The organism is Bacillus cereus group sp. MYBK216-1, assembly GCF_051916495.1.
In the GTDB taxonomy this organism is placed as follows: Bacteria; Bacillota; Bacilli; order Bacillales; family Bacillaceae_G; genus Bacillus_A; species Bacillus_A thuringiensis_K.
In genome coordinates this window covers 153,065-170,863 of the sequence record NZ_JBQAGT010000001.1, presented here as the reverse complement: position 1 = coordinate 170,863, position 17,799 = coordinate 153,065, and the positions used below count along the sequence as shown (strand labels likewise).

Sequence of the window (17,799 nt, the reverse complement as noted above, 5' to 3'; positions counted from 1 at the left end):
TGGGGGTCTTACTGCCCGTTAAAGCGGGATAAAATCTCCCACTCCCATTTATCTGAAAGTGTAATAGTACTGGCGAATATTCCGGAGATGAATGTCAGGTGGCCTAAGATAACATGTTTGCTACTGTATCCTAAATTTTCTTAATATAAATTTTTAAAACGCGCTTCAATTTTATCCGGTGTCATTACGCCACCACCAATAGGAATAATTTGATTATCCTTTTGTAAAAGTAATGAAGGATAGCTATTAACACCAAGCTGTCGAACTTTATTAAAATCATTTTGGACATCTATTATTGTTTCTTGAGCGTTTAAACGTTCTAATACTTGTTCAGGGTCCAAACCATGCTCGATTGCAATCTTGCGATATGTTTCAGGATCACTCAGACTTTGGCCCTCATAATAAAACGCTTTTTGCATAGCCGAAGTGAATTCTAATAAACGGTCTGGCGCTAATGAGCGTAAAGCTGAAAAACCAATTGCAGCATCTTTCGAATTCATTTTAAAAGTCCCTTCCTCCACCAATTTTTGATAGGAAGGACCAAATTCAGTACCTGTAAGTTGATTAATTCTTTTATTTCCTTCTTCTATATATGAGAAGTGTTTCATTGGTAAATTATCCAAAAATAACCCTCCACATAAAACCGTTAATGGCACTTCAGTGTGGTTTTTGTAAAATCCTTTAATACTTTCTGAAAAACCATAGCACCATCCACAATATGCATCCCATACGTAAATAAGATTATCTTGTTTCGTCTCCATTTAAATCTCCTACCTTTTTTTTATTATCCAGCTCAACTAAATTTTTGGTTTATATAGGTACATCTTTTTATACCTTATTCTTTTTTAGATACCTTACTATATTTCCCCAAAACTAATATTTCCAAAGAAAGATCCACCAAGGTTTTTAACAAAAGATAACGTTTCACCTTATTGCCCCGTAACAGAAAATACTAAAGCTTAGAATATGCATCGATTTGAATGTGTTAGTAACTTTCTACACCGGGTGGCAACGTATGGACCACCATCCTTAATTAAATATATAAATCATATTTTTAGCAGATATTAGTTGTAACTAAATTTATTACATCTTTATGTAACTATTTTAGTTACAACTAATATAGAAGTCAATTCTTTTTTTCGAAAACATTAAATTTCTACATTAATCTACAACTAATCCCACTCTTTACAAAAATATATCAACGATTATTCAATTATATCGATCGTAACTCCGAATATATCAACGTTTCGACACAACATATCGATTTACCGACAAATTTCGTGAAAACTATCACCAAAACCAACAACCAATCCCACACCACGTCCACCTACAAAGAAAAAAGCACCAGGTCCCCCCTAGTGCTCTTCCTCTAAAACAAATGACAAGCCACCTCATGCCCCTTCGCAATCTCAACCATCTTCGGTACTTCCTGTGCGCATTTTTCAGTGGCGAATTTGCAGCGCGTTCTGAATTTGCAGCCGGATGGTGTGTTTAGTGGGCTCGGTACTTCTCCCTCTAGGATAATCCGTTCTTTGCCAATGTTTGTTGGATCTGGTTCTGGCATAGATGAGAGTAGTGCTTGTGTGTATGGATGTGCCGGTTTTGTGTATAGGTCTTCACTGTCGGCAATTTCTACTATGTTTCCTAAGTACATGACTCCGATGCGGTCTGATATGTGTCTTACCATAGATAGGTCATGTGCGATGAATAAATATGTGACTCCTGTTTCTTCTTGGATGTCTTGCAGCATGTTTACGACTTGTGCTTGGACGGAAACATCTAGTGCTGAGATTGGTTCGTCACATAGGATGAAATCTGGTTTTACAGATAATGCACGCGCGATGCTAATGCGCTGGCGCTGGCCTCCGCTAAATTCGTGCGGGTAGCGATATAAGTGTTCTTCTTTTAATCCTACCTTTTTCAGAAGGTCTAAAATGATTTCTTTTTGTTCTTCTTTTTCGTAAGAACCGTGAATGTTCATTGGTTCGCTAATAATTTGGAATACATTCATTGCCGGGTTTAATGATGCGTATGGATCTTGGAAAATGATTTGCATTCGTTTTCGATATTCTTTTAGTTCACTTTCCTTTAAACTTGCGATGTCTTTTCCGTCGAATAAAACGTTACCTGAAGTGACATCGTGTAAGCGAATGATACTTCTTCCTGTCGTTGATTTTCCGCAGCCCGATTCTCCTACTAATCCGAATGTTTCACCCTTTTTAATTGTGAAGCTTAGGTCGTCGACTGCTTTTAATTGCTCTGTTTTTCTGCCGAATAGTCCTTTTTTAATAGGAAAATACTTTTTTAAGTTCCGAACTTCAATTAAGTTTTCTTCATGCATGAAAATCACCTACCGCCCTATCGTTTAGCCAGCACATGGAACGTCTTTCGTTTCCGATTTCAAAATATGGTGGACGTTCTTTTTCACAAATGTCCATCGCATGCGGGCAACGCTCTGCGAACGGGCAACCTTGTGACGGGTTTAATAAGTTTGGCGTTACACCTTGAATGGGAGCAAGTCTTTCTTTTACGCCGTTTGCGATTTTTGGCAGAGAGTTTAATAACCCTTTCGTATATGGATGATTCGGCGATTGGAAAATATCAAGTACAGGTCCTTCTTCCATAATAAGTCCGCCATACATAACGATAACGCGTGTACAGTTTTGTGCGACTATTCCTAAGTCGTGCGTAATAAGAAGTAACGCCATGTTCGTTTCGTTTTTTAAGTTTTTCATTAAATCTAGTATTTGTGCTTGTATCGTTACATCAAGTGCTGTCGTCGGTTCGTCCGCAATGAGAAGGTCAGGGTTACAAGACATCGCCATTGCGATCATAACTCGCTGCTTCATACCTCCGCTTAGTTCATGCGGATATTGTTTCACCCTTTCTTCTGGTGAAGAAAGACCGACTTGTTTTAACAAGTTGACCGCGATTTGCTCTGCTTCTTTCTTTTTCACTTTTTGATGACGTATAATTACTTCCATCATTTGTTTCCCAATTTTCACGACCGGATTTAGCGCTGACATTGGGTCTTGAGAGATAAGTGAAATTTGATTTCCTCTAATAGAACGTAATTCTTTCTCAGATTTAGAAAGGATATTTTCATTATGAAAAAGAATTTCCCCTTCTTTCACTTTCCCTGGTGATGTAACGAGAGACATAACAGACTTCGCCATCACACTCTTTCCGCTTCCAGACTCCCCAACGATACCAACTACTTCTCCTTTATTTAAACGAAATGTAACGCCGCGAACTGCTTCTACTTCTCCGCTTTCTATGAAAAAAGAAGTCTTTAAATTTTTCACTTCTAATAGTTTTTCAGACACGCTTCTCACTCCTTTCACGTAACACTTTAGTTTTCATTTCCAGCTCCTTTTGGCGCGAAAGCTTTCTTTAATGCTTCACCAATTACGTTAAAACTAAGTACCGTTAAAAGGATAAGGAATCCTGGGAAGAGTGTTAAATACCAAGCTTCGCCAATATATCCTTGCGCATTGTTTAGCATGCTACCCCAAGAAGAATCTGGCTCTCTAATACCTAAACCTAAAAAGCTAAGTGATGATTCCATTAAAATCGATGTCGCAATTGTTAATGTCGCAGCGATAATAATGGTTGATAAAATGTTAGGAATGATATGTCTTACAATAATTGTGAGTGATTTCTGTCCTGATACTTTTGCGTATAAAACGTACTCACGCTCTTTTACAGATAGCGTTTCTGCCCTTACAATACGAGCGGTGTCCATCCATGTTAGTAATCCAATAATAAGAACTAACGTCGTAATCCCTGGTTTTAAATACGCATTTAATAGTAGCATTAAAAAGAATGATGGAATTGACATAAGTACTTCAACAACCCTCATTAAGAAGTTGTCTAACTTTCCGCCAAAATATCCGCTAATTGTTCCAACTGCGGTACCGATTGTAATAGAAACAACCATCGCAAGAAAACCGACCGCAAGTGAAACTCGTCCGCCATATAACGCTCTCGTTAAGTAATCTCTTCCGTAATCATCCGTTCCGAAAGGATGACTCATACTTGGTTCTTGTAAGCGATCTGGAATCGACATTTTGCTAGGATCGTACGGCGATACGAATGCGAAAATTGATGCGACCGTTAAAATCGCAAGTATAATAACTCCCATTGCAACAAACTTATTTTTCGTAAAGCTATGTTTTATCGTTTGAAATCTCCTATTATTCATTCCAAATCACCCCCTCATTCGAATGCGCGGATCTACTACGCCATATAAAATATCAGCAATTAAGTTACCGAGAATTAACATGAATGATGATAGTAATGTAATTGCCATGATAATCGGATAATCAAATCTAAAAATAGCATTTACCCCAAGTGAACCAAGACCCGGCCATGAAAATACTGTTTCCGTAATAAATGCTCCGCCTACTAAACTTGGAATCGATAATCCGAAAATTGTAATGATCGGTATTAATACATTTCGAAGTACGTGATTAAATAACACCGTTTTCTTTGAAGCGCCGTACGCATATTGAATTTGTACATATTCTTCTTCTAATTGCTGAATCGTACTTGAACGAATATATCTCATATAAACAGATACGTTTTGGAACGCTAGCACCATGCAAGGTAAAATGCCGTGTTGCACAATATCCCAAACAGAATCTTTACCTACGGTGCGCATACCCATACTCGGAAGTAGGTCCAATTTTAAAGAGAATAAGTAGACTAATAGTAGTGCAAACCAGAAAACCGGCATAGAAATACCAACGTATGAAATAAAGTTTACAATGCGGTCAAAGAATGAATTCTTTTTCACACCTGTAAATAGTCCAAGTGGTATTGCGATTACGAATGAGACAAGTAAAGATGATCCCATTAACCCAATTGTTGCGGGTAACCTTTCTGCGATAAGATCTAAAACAGGACGATGATTTTGAAGTGAGTAACCAAAGTTCCCTGTTAAAATGTTTTTTAACCATAAAAAATACTGCACGTAAATTGGTTGATCTAGTCCTAAACTTTTGCGAATACGCTCCACATCAATTGGACTCATATTTGGCGTTACAAAGTTTCGAACCGGATCGCCCGGTGCTAGTTTTATTAATAGAAAAGAAATAATAGAAATAACAAATAAAAGCGGAATTGCATTTAAAAGCCTCTTCGCAATTACTTTATACACAAACTTCCCCCCTCAAGCTAAAGAAGCTGATTTCCACCAGCTTCTTTATTGTTTCTTATTTCACTTCATAAATCTTAGATAGATCTTCAAACATTGTGACAGGAATTGCTTTTGCTTCTTTTAATCCATCAAACTTTTTATCTACTGCAATAACTGCTTTCGGATATGCGATTGGTAGATAAGGTACATCTTCTCTAGCTGTTTCTTGAATTTTATGGTATAGCTCTGCACGTTTTGTTTTATCTGTTTCAACTGCAGCTTCTTCCCATAACTTATCGAAATCAGCGTTTTTATATCGTGCATAATTGTATTCAGCATTGCTTAAGAATAAGCTCTTATATGAATCTGGCTCAGGTCCCATTATGTAACCACCAAATGTAATGTCATATTCTTTATTCTCTTTATCTAAGCCTTTTTCACTTGCTGCACTAGCATCTAATGCATTTAGTTCAACTTCTAAGCCAACTTCTTTTAATTTTTGTTGTGTATAAAGCGCTAAGCTTTCCATGATTTTATTATTCGTTACATACATCACGCGTACTTTTTCTTTATCTTTCACGCCAGCTTTTGCTAATAAATCTTTCGCTTCTTTTTTATCATACTTATAGTCTTTAATATCTTTCGCATAATACATAGCGTCTGGCGTTAAGATTGAATTTGCTGGTTCTGCAAATTCACCCGAAACGAATGCTGAGTTAATCATTTCTTTTTTATCTAACGCATGCGCAATTGCTTGGCGCACTTCTTTTTTCTTCATAAGATCAGTATTCATGTTATAAGATAAGTAGAATAATCTACCTTCAGGGAATGTCACCATTGAGAAGTTCCCAGTGCTATCTAATTTCTTAAAGTCTTGCGGCTCAATCATTTTCATGTTGATTTGACCATTTTGCAGTGAAACATTTGCTGTATTACGGTCTTTTACAACTCGGTATACGATAGAGTCTAATTTAGCTTTCCCACCTACATAATCATCGAATCGATCTAATGCAACGTACTCATCTGATTTATATTCTTTAAACTTAAACGGACCTGACCCTACAGGTTGTAAGTTTTTCTTACTCTTCGCTAAATCTGCTTCCCCTTCAAATACATGTTTTGGAATCGGGAAGAAATCATTCATCACACCTTCGAAAGATGCGCTTACTTGTGGTAAAACGAATTGAGTTGTTAACTCATCTACCTTTTTCACCTCAAGCGGCTTTCCTTTAAAAATAAAGTTTTCACGACTTGAGCTATTTTGCTTCTCATCTAAAATAGATTGGAATGTAAATGCTATATCGTCTGATGTAATTTTCTTACCATCATGCCATTTCAAATTATCTTTCAATTTCAATGTCCACGTTAATTGATCTTCTGAAGGCGTAAAGCTCTCAGCAAGAACAAACTTTTTCTTACCGTCTTCCATATGATACAGCGGCGCATATAAAGCTTGCTGCACAGTTAATGACACACGATCATTCGCATAAAGCGGATTCATCGTATCTGGATTATCGCTAACGCCAATCGTTAACGTTCCTCCATCTTTCGGAGTCCCTGATTTACTAGTGCCCGCTTGCTTCGAATCTTTTTCCCCTGAACAAGCAGCTAATGCAATAAATAATAGTAGGACAAATGGTAATACAAACAACTTCTTCTTCATATTTCGACCCCTCTCGACTATTTACACCTATAAGAAAACTCGGAATTAATACCGAGTTTTCTTATAGGTTTTAAATTACCACTACCCGTATGTATTGTCAAACTTTTTCGCAAAGATAGAAAGTTTAAAATCTATTAATGCGTTCTTGCGATAAAATATATTTATGCGGAAGATAAAATAAAAAGACCACGAATAGGTTACCTCGTAAAATGAGTTAAAAAACTAGTAACTTCCAAAAAAACCTCTGAAATGATTGTTATATATGATCGAAAATGTAGAATGGGATTAAAGACAAAAAACACATTTAGGAGGTTACCATGACATTTGATGAATTGAAAAAAAACAAACCAACAACCCAATGGATTGAGAATGATGAAGATGGGGAATTTTTCACTGAAGAAAATATAAGTGCAACAAATAAAGTTCTTGATACTTACATAAATAATTTAGAGCAATTGGGAAAAAATCCAACTGAATTTGAAATAATGCATGTTGTTAAAGAGGTTGTTCTTAACATAAATGAATTAAATGACGAACATGACTATTTTATCGAAACAATGGAAAGAGAAGATCTCTATGAATTTATCGATACAGCAGCACGAATAGCTGGTCTAGAATCTGAAGAAGACATAACAGAAGAATGGCGAGAATGGTAAAAAGTTGCACCTCTAATTGTTAGAGGTGCAGCTTTTTTCATATACCAATTGAATGAATGATGTGATGTCCGCGCAGAATTCATATATTTAAACATAATATTAAAAGTATTTAATTATAAATACTAGCACACCCATCCTGACAAAAAAGACCACCAAAAGGCAGCCCCTCAAAACTCAATCCTATTCCCCACTCCGCGCTCCACCGCTTTCTCATACAAATACTTCGCAACGATAATATCCACTACTGCCAAACCAACTGATTTGAAAATAGTAATCTCTTCGTCGTTTTCGCGGCCGGCTTTTTCTCCGCTTATGATTTGTCCGAGTTCGGCGTAGATGTCGCTTGCTTCAAATAAACCTTCTCTTATCGGAACTAGAAGATCTCCTGTTTCTTCTAGTGCTGCTTCTTTTGATTCGACTACTACTTTGTTTGCTCCCGCGATGGCGTGGGATGGTAGTTCTTGCATGCTTGGTCTAAATGAGCCGACGGCGTTTACGTGGACGCCTTTTTGTAGTTTTTCTGAGAAGACTGGTGTGGATGCGTTCGTAGTTGTGACGATGATGTCTGCTTCGCTTATTGCTTCATTTGCATTTGTGTGAACATATGCAGGTTTGTTGAATCTCTCTTGTATATATTCCGCAAATGCATACGCCTTTTCTTCTGTTCGATTGTATAAAATGACTTTTTCGATAGCTCTTACCGCAAATACAGCTTCAGCAATTCCCTTCGCCTGTTCACCCGTCCCGATGATACATAAAGTTTTTGCGTTATGACGAGCTAAATATTTTGTCGCTACTCCTGATAAGGCGCCTGTTCGAATCATCGTTAAGTAGGATCCTTCTAAAAGTGCGAGCGGTTCTCCCGTTTGAAAGTCTGATAGCATCACAATCCCGTTTATCGTTTTCTTTCCTATCTTTTTGTTCTCTGGGACTACTGTTACTACTTTTAAGCCAAGTGCCTCAAGCCCTTCCGCTACTGAGGGCATAATTAATGCCGTATTTTTCTCGTTCGCAAATGGCAATGAGCCTCGAATTGGTGTGATTGTTCTTTCTGCGGAAAATTCTTTTAAAGCAAGCGCCGCGTATTCAATGACTTCGTTCATATTTACTAAGTTTCGTTGTTCGTTCGCGCTTATGACTAGCATATCTTTTCACCTCCTCCTTCTATCCTAACAAAAACCCTCGATTTAAATCATCTCTTGGGTCTACAACGAACTGATGAAATCCTGTAATAAATGCATGCCCCGTTACTTTCGGAACGACAGCTTCATATGTATCTACTGCGGTTACCGACAATACTTCCCCCTCGAATTCCCCGTCAGTAATACATTCGTGGACGAAAATTTCTCCCTTTTGTAAGGCATCTTTTTCAAAAAGCGTTGCGATTCTTGCGGAAGTTCCTGTGCCGCAAGGAGAACGATCTACTTGTCCATCAGCGAAAATCGTTACATTTCGTAAAGTTGCGCCCTCTCCTTTCGGTTCATCTGAGAAAATAACGCCGTATATTCCTTTTAAATCTTCTTCAAGTGGATGCTTCACTTCCATCTGGCTCTCAATGTAGTGCTTAATTTTACCGCCCCACGCTTGAATGACAGGTAAGTCTTTAAAATCTACCTTCAAACCAAATTCTTTACTATCTACTACCGCATAAAAAGCTCCGCCAAATGCGATATCTACTTGAAATTCATAGTTATCTATTTTAATAGGAACGTCTTTTTTGTATACAAATGAAGGAACATTTTCAAATGATACGGACTCTACTTCGCTCCCGTTATATTTTGCGTACGCAATGACTTCCCCAGCAGGGCTATCAATAATGAACTGTTGTTTCTCACCTGTCACTTCAAACATACCTGTTTCAATTCCGACTGTAATAACAGCAATAATGCCATGACCACACATCGTACTCCATCCTTCGTTGTGCATAAATAATACGCCAAAGTCAGCATGAGCACTTGCAGGCGGTGTAATGATACAACCGTACATACCGTGATGTCCTCTCGGTTCATACATAAGAACTTCGCGAAGATGATCCAAATGTTCCATGCAGTATGCGCGTCTTTCTAGCTGCGTGTCTCCTTTTATTTCCGGCACGCCGCCTGTAATAATTCGAAGCGGTTCCCCAGCTACGTGAGCATCAATTGTCGTGTACACTTTACTAACCTTCATTTCTATCTCTCCCCTATATGTTGATACTATTTTCATTGCAAATATCATGCCAACGCATAGGATATAAATTTGTATACATTGTGTAAAAAAGCATACACTACTGTCTATTTTTTTATACACTGTCCGGAAATTATTTTATGGAACACCCTGATACAGCCAGGCTTATTATTTTCAATGGAAAGTTACTTCCACCCCCAACATATACTGTTCAAAAGCAAAAAGGAAGTGATCTAATGTACTACGGAACAAAAGGCTGGTACGTAGCTGAATTAAAAAAATTAGGTGTGCGCTATCACGAAGGACGAAAACTAGAAAGTTACCGCGGACATATCTTACGCAATTTACTAATCGCACAACAAGAAAAATTAAAAGAACAGTAATATACTAATGTAGCGATATCGGCGATTCGACATAGGATATCGACTTACCGACAAATCACTCCTCCATTCCACCAACCAATCACACAGCAATACAAACCAAAAAAAGGTCACCCAAACGGGTGACCTTCCTTTCTTATTCACAAACAAGAATCTGTCTAGTAAATGACCCTTTTCTTGTAATACAGCGATCTGTAATTTCAAATCCTGCTTCATGGATCATGTCGTCCATTGTTTCCATCGTGACAACGACTACTTTTTTCGCGATGCGGCGTGCACTTGAGAGAATTGATAGTTGATCTTCTGGTGTGGCGTGCGTAAATAGGTCGTACGGCATATCGATAATGGCAACGTCGTAGTTCTCAGTAATTTCCTCGATTGGACCTTTTGTTACTGTTCCTTCAAATCCGAAATGCGCGATGTTTTTTCTCGTTCCAAGAACTACAAGTGGATTTATATCTCTACCAACGATGTTAATCCCCATAGAAAGTGCTTCTACTACTACTGTTCCAATACCGCAGCACGGGTCAATTGCTCGTACTCCCTCTGGATTTGGTACAGCGATATTTGCAACTGATCTCGCAACACGTGTGCTAAGAGATGTCGAATAACTATGCGGTTTTTTTATGTGATGATACCAAACTGGCTCACTTTCTACATAGTGTCCGAAGTACCAGCGTCCTCCAAGAGGAACAATTCCGAATACACGCTCTGGATTACGAACATCCGCTTCTCCTTCAATATGCATGCCGAGGTCGCGTTCAATGAGACGTCTTTCTCCATATTCAATTTTATTCTCTCCAACAAGGTCATTGATTTTAACGAATATAACTTTAAATGACGCCCCCGCCAAATCAATTTGTTCTACTTGTTTTAAAATGCTTTCTAAGTCGTCTCCTTCATACATAACCTCAACGCGCTCTTTTATAAACGCACTTCTACTCGGGTCAATTTTGACATCACTTTTCAAAATATTAACGTGAGACTCCGTTCCAAAGAACGAGCGCATTTCCAAATAACATAAAGCACGCTCCTCCTCGCGAAATGCGTACGTATATATACATGCAGGTGTTTTACTATAATTATTCAATCTATGATCATCCTCTATATCGTTATAATTACAATTACTACAATACTTTTTCTTATAAAATTAAATGATATCATATGCCGGAAATAAAGAGAAACGTTAATAAATAAAAGAGACTGCCTATTGGCAATCTCTTTTGATTTATTAGCGGTAAGAAGATACGTTATTACCCTTTGCTTCGTAATAATCTAAAATACCTTGATAAATCGCTTCTGCTGCAGCTTGTCTCTGTTTTGGTGTAGCAATTTTATCTGCATCACTTTTATTATCTACAAATGCTAATTCTGTTAATACAGCTGGCATTGTATTTTCTCTAGTTACGTATAAGTCCTGATGTTTTATACCACGATCTTTTGTTCCAAGTGCTGCTACAAGACGGTCTTGAATTTTTTGTGCTAATAACTTACTGTCTTCTACATGCGGATTCGTTACTTTTGCTCTTGCTGACTGATAATATAATGTTTCTGTACCTTGTCCATTTTTCTTTTCAGAACCATTAGCATGGATACTTACAAAAATATCTCCATTATTTTTTTGAGCAAACTCTACTCGTTTTTTCAATGAATCTGTTGAGTTTACTCCTGGACGTGTATTATCTGTACGAGTGAACATAACAGTAAATGGTGCCTTTTGCTCAAATATTTTCTTTAATCGTAATGATACATCTAATACCGTTTGACTTTCTTTCTCGTAATAACCAACATTACCCGAGTCAATTCCACCATGACCTGGATCAATGATAATCGCTTTTCCTTCTAAGAAGTTACCTTGCTTCACTGGATTTAATTGATTTTTATTAACCCATTGGAAACCAGCGCCCATGCGGATACGAATCCAGCTGCCGTTCTCTTCAATAACAGTTACTTGCTGTGCGTTATGTGTTCCCATTACTTTTGAAGAAGAAGAAGCTTCTGCATAAGTAGTGAATCCTTCATTAATAACTTCTGTTTTCTCTACTAGAGGTGTCCATTTATCACCTTTACTTGTTGCAATTTTGATCCATCCATCTCGTTCTTCTTTAATTTCAACCATTTGTGGATTATGCTGATTTGCACTAATCCCAGAACTTAATGATGGTGCGTGATATGTAATGAATTTTCTATCTATGTACATTTTCTTTGTTTCTACTGGACGATCACTATTCTTGCTAAATTTATCTGTTTGCGCAGTAAGTTGAGCTGCTTGTTCACGCGTAATAGAATCATTCGGTTTCCAGCCATCCTCTGTACCTAACGAAAGTTTTAATTCTACTAAAATATTAACTTCTTCTTTACCCCAATGATTCTCTAAATCAGCAAATTTTGTAGGAACTGGTCCTGTTACTTTGCTTTTCAGATTATATGCTCTTACAAGCATAGCTGCCATTTCAGCACGAGTTACTTTTCCTTCAGGATCAAATACTCCTGGTTCTCGCCCTTTAATAATATTCTCTTTTTCCATGGCTGCAATAAATGAAGCTGCCCAACTATTTTTTGCATCATTATAAGACGGCTTTGCATTTGGATCTACTTTAGCACCAATTGCTGTTGCGATAATCTTTGCTGCCTGAGCGCGTGTTAAATTTCCGTATGGCATAAAGTTACCATCTGGCATACCGTTAATTACATTTCTCTCTACTAAATAATAAATTGCGTCTTTTGACCACGCACTATCTGAAACATCAGGAAATTTCTTCGTTTCTGCTAAACTACTAATTGGATGTGCTAGTAAATTTGCTGCTAATAAACCTGCGGCTATTGCTTTGTACTTCATGAAAAATAAATCTCCTCTCAAAACTTCATCTTCATTCATTTTTTTAATCAAGCTAACTAAAAAATATTAACTATTAATTAATTCCTTTCATAGTGTATAACATTATATATCTATAGTAAATACGTTTCCGGCCGTATAACAAAAATCGCATATATATAACTTATAATGAATGTATATAAAAAACTTTAATCAGCCCTCACCAATCGGGCTTTTACGAGATAAAAAGCTGATTAAAAATAATATCTTTAATCAGCTCTCTATTATCTATGAAATTATTCTTCAATTAAATTAGACATTACATATGCATACACTAATGCTTCTGTATGCGCAATTGAACTTTCATGCGTACGTTCAAATGCATGGGAAGAATCAATACCCGCTCCAATTAACGCATGTTTCACATCAAATCCCGCGCGAATCGCAGCTGATGCATCAGATCCGTAGTACGGATAAATATCTACTTTATATTCAATATGATTCGTTTTCGCAAGCTCTACTAAATGTTTGCGCAGTGCATAATGATACGGGCCGCTAGAGTCTTTTGCACAAATAGATACTGTATATTCATCAGATGCTTGTCCATCACCTAACGCTCCCATATCAACTGCTAAGTATTCAACAGTTTCTTCTGGAATGTTAGAGTTACCACCGTATCCAATCTCTTCATTATTAGAAATTAAGAAATGCGTCGTATATGGTAATGTTATGTTTTCATCTTGTAATCTTTTAATTAATTTTAATAAAATTGCAACACTTACTTTGTCATCTAAATGACGTGATTTTATGTATCCACTCTCTGTAATTTGAACGCGCGGATCAAATGAAACGAAGTCTCCTACTTCAATTCCTAATTCGCGTACTTCATCAGCTGAAAATACGCGCTCATCAATACGAACTTCAATATTTTTCTCATCGCGTTTTGCTTCACCTGCATCTTTATATACATGTACAGATGTTTGATGCATTAAAATCGTTCCTGTATATGTCTTGCCACTTGATGTTTCAATTTCGCAATATTCCCCTTCTACAGAGTTCCAGCGAAATCCACCAATCATAGAAAGACTCAGGCGACCATCAGGCTTAATTTCTTTCACCATCGCACCTAACGTATCAACGTGTGCCGTTAATAAGCGGTGCTGCGCATCATTTTTCCCTTTTACCGTTAAAATAAGAGCTCCCTTATTATTACGTTTCGTTTCTACGTTCCACTCACTGACATAGTTTTCAATGAAATTAATAATTTTTGCTGTATTTCCAGATGGACTTGGAATAGAGACAAGCTCCTTAATCAGTTCCATCGTTTCTTTCGTATGGTGTGCCATTGTCGTTTCCTCCTCATTTTCTCTACTATTCAGTATACAAAATTCGCCAGAAAACCTCTACTTATATGGCCTAATTTTCTAAATTATAGTAAAATTCTTTTTAGTATACAAAAGGAGCCTTGAAATATGAATATATCAAAAAAATATATACACATTGCACTCATTTGGTTTTTAGCATCATTATTTTGTTTACAAATCTCTTATGCCGTTCATACTACTACTTCTATTACAATCGGCTGGATATTAACAGCAATCTTCTTCATTATTAGCTTCATTGCAACAAGAAAGCATAGCGTTACTCATTAACGCTATGCTTTTCCTATAAAACTATTCTTCTGAAACGTCTAATAAATAAATCCCTCTTTCAAATCCACCGCGCTCTATCTCTTTTTGCTTACGAAGGCGTTCTACATCTTCAATCGATGCACCTTCTGCACGTGCTAATGAGATGATAACTTCTAGCGCATCCGCAAGAGAATCTAGCGCATGTTCGCGTTCTTTCATAGAAGCAAATTCACGAATTTCTTCCGTTCCAATTTTCGCTAAAGCTTGTATGTATGCTTGCCCTGTTAATTTTTGTGCTGTATATGTTTTTCCAGACATTAAAATCTTCTCTGGAACACGATCTCTTACTAACTTGTTATATGCTGACATCATTCATCCTCCTATATTTAATAACATCCGAGCTCTGCTTTATAGAAAAACCATTTTTTCTTCACGCATGCACTTAACATATCAATTTCTGATTCATGTGCTCTTACAGGCGGAAAGAAATAGTGCTCTGAGTTTTCTTCCTTACCATATAGAGTTTGGTACTCATCTGGAATCGCTTCTTTTTTCACATCTTTTTCTTTCGTCACCCCGTCAGAAAATGCAACACTTGGATGTCCCTCAAAAAATAACGCAGTCCGAACTGCCAAAGATGGTGTACTATGCAAAGCAGAATATGTAAGCAAAATAATAGTGATAACACCGATTATTTTCTTCATGTATTACTCCTAAAAAAAAGTGCTAACACAATTATACTAAAATGTGTTAGCACTTTCTCCCCTTTACCCCGAATTAACGAGCTAATAATCAGTGAGGAATGGACAAACTTCATTCCCCTTTAAATGCTGGTAAACGTTTCTCTAAAAACGCAGCAATACCTTCTTTATGATCCGCTGTTTGTCTCATTGCATATTGACCACGCTTTTCTAATTGCAATGTTTGCTCTAAATTAGAGCGATTTACTTCACACAAAATTTGCTTCGTTTGAATCATTGCTTTAATCGGTTTTTGTGACCATTCATTAATTTTTTGTTTCACAGCCGTTTGGAAATCTTCGCCGATTACTTCATCAATTAAGCCGATATCAAGCGCTTCTGTCGCTGATAACTTCTTACCTTCCCAAATAATTTGCTTCGTCATATTTTCACCGACACGCTTTTGAAGGAAGAAATGACCGCCTCCATCTGGAATTAAAGCGATTCCAATAAAGTTCATTGCAATAACAGATGATATATCCGCCATTACATAATCAGCTGTTAACGCAATACTTAACCCAAGACCTGCAGTCGGTCCATGAATTGCACTAATAACAAGCTTTGGCATCGTATATAATGTCACGACAACTTCAGAAATGGTATTCATAATGCCATCAAACTTACTTTCATCATTACTTGAAAGCATCGATTTAATATCCCCACCCGCAGAAAAACCACGGCCGTTCCCGCATAACACAACGATATGCGCAGAACTTTCCGCTACTTCTTTCAACTTTTGTAATAACTCTTTTAAGGTCGGCTCATCCAACGCATTTAACACCTCTGGGCGATTGACCATAACCGTTGCAACGTGGCCTTCATATTTCACAACGACAGATTCTGTTTTACTTGTTATTTCCATTATATATACCCCTCTTTTCTCCATAAAGATTATACTTATATAATTATAGAAAACCACTGAAAAATCCTTCTTTTTTCTCAATTTTCTGTCTAATAATCTCGCAATTTGTACATTTACCGTATAAAACATACAATTCCGTTGAAAAATATAGAAATTAAAGTCGGTTTATCCATGCTTTTCATCTATTTACCATTACAATGAAATGGTGTATTCTTAAGTTTGATAAAAAAACAAATATTGAAATTCATTCGCCTTACTATGTAAAAAAGGCTTTATACCCATCTTTTGGGTGTTGTAATAAAGGAATGAAGAACTGGAGGAACATATGGTTAATAAGTTGAAACAAACGGATAACTACTTCCCACATTTCCTATTGCTATTCATTGTGTTTCAACCAATTTTAGATTTATTAACATCTTTTTCAATCTATATACTACACATGAGCGCAACAGTTGGAGTTGTAGTCCGTTTCGCCTTTATGCTTCTTGCATTAGGGTACCTACTTCTTCATCACAAACAACAAGATGCGAAAAAGTACATCCTCTATTTATGCTTACTCGGAATCGCACTCGCAATTGGTCTTGTAAATAATATGATGGTTAAATCTCCAGTTTCATTTGGAGAAGAAGTTAAATTCATCTTAAAGAGCGTATATCCAATTGTGCTACTGTTTGGATATATTATCGCCTTTAAAGAGCTAAAAAATAAAGAGTATGTATTCCATAAAATCATTACATATTTCTTATATGCAACTTTAATTTTAAGCATTACAATGATTGTCGCAATGCAAACTGGAACGGATTTCCCAAGCTATCCTCACTCAAAAATCGGTTCAAGAGGTTGGTTCTTCGCTGGAAATGATTTAAGTTCTCTTTTCGCCATTATGTTCCCAATCATTGTCTTATATTCGATTCATAAAACAACTTCTTTCTCGAAAATATATTACTGGATTCCAACAATACTTGCGATGTATGCAAGTATTATGGTCGGAACGAAAGTCGGATATGGCGCAATTGTTATTACATTAGGCGTAGCACTTTTCTTCTCATTCATTGAATATATGATAAATCGTAAAAAAGAAGGAAAAGGATTCACACATATTGTAAATACCGTTGTTGTCGCAGTTATACTAGGAGGTTTAATTGCTCTTACACCGCATACTCCTATCGCAAAAAATATGGGCATTCACATGCAAATATACGAATACAAAAAATCAGTGCAAGAAGAGAAAGATCGAAAAGAAGGAAAAGTAATTAAAGCAGATCCAGAAGATGCAAAAAAACATGCAAAAGGTGAACTTACAGATTCTGAAGTAAAAAGTTTAATTTACAGTGATCGCGACAAATTCTTAAAAACATACAAACAATACTATAAAGACGCACCGCTTTCACAAAAACTATTCGGAATGGGTTACGCTGGTAACTACACAGATAAAATTAAATTAATTGAAATGGACTTCCATGACCTATTTTTCGCCTTTGGAATTGTCGGTTTCCTTATTTACTTAATACCTCTTCTATACTTTGGTATTAAATTATTTATCCGCATGATCACAAACTTTAAGAAAATCATGAAAGTAAAGTATATGCTATTAGCGAGCACACTCGTTCTATCACTTGGCATTGGCTTTATGTCTGGCCACGTATTAACAGCACCAGCCGTTAGTATTTTCTTCATTGTTATTCTCGCTTATATCATTGTTGATTTTGAAATTGAATAAAAAGAAGGTGCTACGAAATATTAGTA

The 17,799-nt window shown here is 36.8% G+C and carries 18 protein-coding genes; 4 read left to right on the top strand and 14 right to left on the bottom strand.

Going from position 1 to position 17,799, the window contains the following annotated elements; all coding sequences use genetic code 11:
- Positions 1-140: 140 nt before the first annotated feature.
- The 6 genes from ACTFRH_RS00915 to ACTFRH_RS00890 form a co-directional block, all read right to left on the bottom strand.
- Positions 141-761: a DsbA family protein gene (locus ACTFRH_RS00915; RefSeq protein WP_000448616.1), complete on the bottom strand. Its 621-nt coding sequence runs from the start codon at positions 759-761 to the stop codon at positions 141-143.
- Between the two features lie 608 nt (positions 762-1,369).
- Positions 1,370-2,341 carry an ABC transporter ATP-binding protein gene (locus ACTFRH_RS00910; protein WP_000544131.1) on the bottom strand — a complete coding sequence of 324 codons (972 nt, stop codon included), beginning with the start codon at positions 2,339-2,341 and terminating at the stop codon, positions 1,370-1,372.
- Positions 2,334-3,326: an ABC transporter ATP-binding protein gene (locus tag ACTFRH_RS00905; protein ID WP_001291150.1), complete on the bottom strand. Its 993-nt coding sequence runs from the start codon at positions 3,324-3,326 to the stop codon at positions 2,334-2,336. Before ACTFRH_RS00905 ends, ACTFRH_RS00910 begins: the two co-directional genes overlap by 8 nt.
- 26 nt (positions 3,327-3,352) lie before the next feature.
- Positions 3,353-4,204 carry an ABC transporter permease gene (locus ACTFRH_RS00900; protein WP_001065280.1) on the bottom strand — a complete coding sequence of 284 codons (852 nt, stop codon included), beginning with the start codon at positions 4,202-4,204 and terminating at the stop codon, positions 3,353-3,355.
- Between the two features lie 6 nt (positions 4,205-4,210).
- Positions 4,211-5,161 carry an ABC transporter permease gene (locus ACTFRH_RS00895; protein ID WP_000278770.1) on the bottom strand — a complete coding sequence of 317 codons (951 nt, stop codon included), beginning with the start codon at positions 5,159-5,161 and terminating at the stop codon, positions 4,211-4,213.
- Positions 5,162-5,216: 55 nt separating this feature from the next.
- Entirely contained in the window at positions 5,217-6,803 is a 1,587-nt protein-coding gene (locus ACTFRH_RS00890) for an ABC transporter substrate-binding protein (protein WP_000727701.1), read from the bottom strand.
- 317 nt (positions 6,804-7,120) lie between these two features.
- Between ACTFRH_RS00890 and ACTFRH_RS00885 the strand changes: the two genes are divergently transcribed.
- The gene (locus tag ACTFRH_RS00885; RefSeq protein ID WP_000141767.1) at positions 7,121-7,459 is read left to right on the top strand and encodes a hypothetical protein; all 339 of its coding nucleotides are present in this window, start codon (positions 7,121-7,123) and stop codon (positions 7,457-7,459) included.
- Positions 7,460-7,626: 167 nt separating this feature from the next.
- Here ACTFRH_RS00885 and ACTFRH_RS00880 read toward each other — a convergent pair whose 3' ends face one another.
- Together ACTFRH_RS00880 and ACTFRH_RS00875 are read right to left on the bottom strand one after the other, a co-directional pair.
- Positions 7,627-8,604 (bottom strand): ornithine cyclodeaminase family protein, encoded by a 978-nt coding sequence (locus ACTFRH_RS00880; RefSeq protein WP_000960307.1) that lies wholly within the window; start codon positions 8,602-8,604, stop codon positions 7,627-7,629.
- Between the two features lie 19 nt (positions 8,605-8,623).
- On the bottom strand, positions 8,624-9,676 hold the full coding sequence (locus ACTFRH_RS00875) for a proline racemase family protein (protein ID WP_440048802.1): 1,053 nt from the start codon (positions 9,674-9,676) through the stop codon (positions 8,624-8,626).
- An 89-nt stretch (positions 9,677-9,765) separates the two neighbouring features.
- Here ACTFRH_RS00875 and ACTFRH_RS00870 point away from each other — a divergent pair, with 89 nt between their 5' ends.
- Positions 9,766-10,008, top strand: coding sequence for a YflJ family protein (locus ACTFRH_RS00870; RefSeq protein ID WP_000400883.1), 243 nt, complete (start codon positions 9,766-9,768; stop codon positions 10,006-10,008).
- A gap of 133 nt (positions 10,009-10,141) precedes the next feature.
- Here the strand turns inward: ACTFRH_RS00870 and ACTFRH_RS00865 are convergent, their stop codons facing one another.
- From ACTFRH_RS00865 to ACTFRH_RS00855, 3 genes are all read right to left on the bottom strand, one after another.
- The gene (locus ACTFRH_RS00865; RefSeq protein ID WP_001067402.1) at positions 10,142-11,095 is read right to left on the bottom strand and encodes a TRM11 family SAM-dependent methyltransferase; all 954 of its coding nucleotides are present in this window, start codon (positions 11,093-11,095) and stop codon (positions 10,142-10,144) included.
- 141 nt (positions 11,096-11,236) lie between these two features.
- On the bottom strand, positions 11,237-12,844 hold the full coding sequence (locus ACTFRH_RS00860) for an N-acetylmuramoyl-L-alanine amidase (protein ID WP_000875333.1): 1,608 nt from the start codon (positions 12,842-12,844) through the stop codon (positions 11,237-11,239).
- 272 nt (positions 12,845-13,116) lie between these two features.
- Positions 13,117-14,166, bottom strand: coding sequence for a M42 family metallopeptidase (locus ACTFRH_RS00855; RefSeq protein ID WP_000930084.1), 1,050 nt, complete (start codon positions 14,164-14,166; stop codon positions 13,117-13,119).
- Between the two features lie 126 nt (positions 14,167-14,292).
- Between ACTFRH_RS00855 and ACTFRH_RS00850 the strand changes: the two genes are divergently transcribed.
- Positions 14,293-14,472, top strand: coding sequence for a hypothetical protein (locus ACTFRH_RS00850; protein ID WP_001027086.1), 180 nt, complete (start codon positions 14,293-14,295; stop codon positions 14,470-14,472).
- A 21-nt stretch (positions 14,473-14,493) separates the two neighbouring features.
- Here ACTFRH_RS00850 and ACTFRH_RS00845 read toward each other — a convergent pair whose 3' ends face one another.
- The 3 genes from ACTFRH_RS00845 to ACTFRH_RS00835 form a co-directional block, all read right to left on the bottom strand.
- Positions 14,494-14,820, bottom strand: a complete 327-nt coding sequence (locus ACTFRH_RS00845) for a nucleoside triphosphate pyrophosphohydrolase (protein ID WP_001277350.1) — start codon at positions 14,818-14,820, stop codon at positions 14,494-14,496.
- 17 nt (positions 14,821-14,837) lie between these two features.
- Positions 14,838-15,155, bottom strand: coding sequence for a hypothetical protein (locus ACTFRH_RS00840; protein ID WP_000720150.1), 318 nt, complete (start codon positions 15,153-15,155; stop codon positions 14,838-14,840).
- A gap of 109 nt (positions 15,156-15,264) precedes the next feature.
- Positions 15,265-16,077, bottom strand: coding sequence for an enoyl-CoA hydratase (locus ACTFRH_RS00835; protein WP_001999174.1), 813 nt, complete (start codon positions 16,075-16,077; stop codon positions 15,265-15,267).
- Positions 16,078-16,378: 301 nt separating this feature from the next.
- On the opposite strand from ACTFRH_RS00835, the gene ACTFRH_RS00830 reads away from it, so the two are divergent.
- Entirely contained in the window at positions 16,379-17,773 is a 1,395-nt protein-coding gene (locus tag ACTFRH_RS00830) for an O-antigen ligase family protein (RefSeq protein WP_000247534.1), read from the top strand.
- Positions 17,774-17,799 lie beyond the last annotated feature (26 nt).